The following is a 558-nucleotide window of genomic DNA, read 5'->3' on the forward strand; positions in this document are numbered from 1 at the left end:
GTCCTCGTCGAGACTGAAAGCACGTCGCCCCTGACCGGAGACCGGACGATCATCGGGACCCAAGGTCATCGGCTACCCCGCGGACAGGCTGGTCGTGGATCCGGCAGCGACGGACGGCCCGCTAGGAGAGAACGGCCCGGCTGCTGTCGGTGGCACAGCACCGGTCGACACAGCGCCGGACGGCAGGGTCAGTTCGGTGTGCAGCACCCGCGCGGACCATTCGGCCCAGCGTTGTTCCGCACCGGCGCGTCGGCCGCGCACGGCCGCGGCGAAGACCAGTGCGACCTGGTCATAGCGGTAGGCGGCCTCGGCCAGCACAACCGCCCATTCCTCGATGCGGCGGCTGGCGGAGTTCGCCGGCCAGGCGGGTTCGGTAACCGACGGCCCGGCCAGCATCGCCTGGACGTCGGCGAGCGCGGGAAGGATGTGCCGGTCGGGCAGCCCGTCCGCGACGTCGCAGCGGGCCAGTACCAGTCGACGCAACAGGGCGTCGGACATCGACGCGACCGCAGGCTCGGCCTGGCCGGCCTGGCCGGATGGGTGGGATGGGTGGCCCAG

The 558-nt window shown here is 72.0% G+C and carries 1 protein-coding gene; it reads right to left on the reverse strand.

Annotated elements, in window-relative coordinates; genetic code table 11:
• Window positions 1-72: 72 nt before the first annotated feature.
• A partial coding sequence (locus tag U9980_RS27380) for a hypothetical protein (RefSeq protein WP_322770570.1) occupies window positions 73-558 on the reverse strand: 486 nt, incomplete at its 5' end.

Source organism: Protofrankia sp. Cr1 (assembly GCF_963555865.1).
Classification (GTDB): domain Bacteria; phylum Actinomycetota; class Actinomycetes; order Frankiales; family Frankiaceae; genus Protofrankia.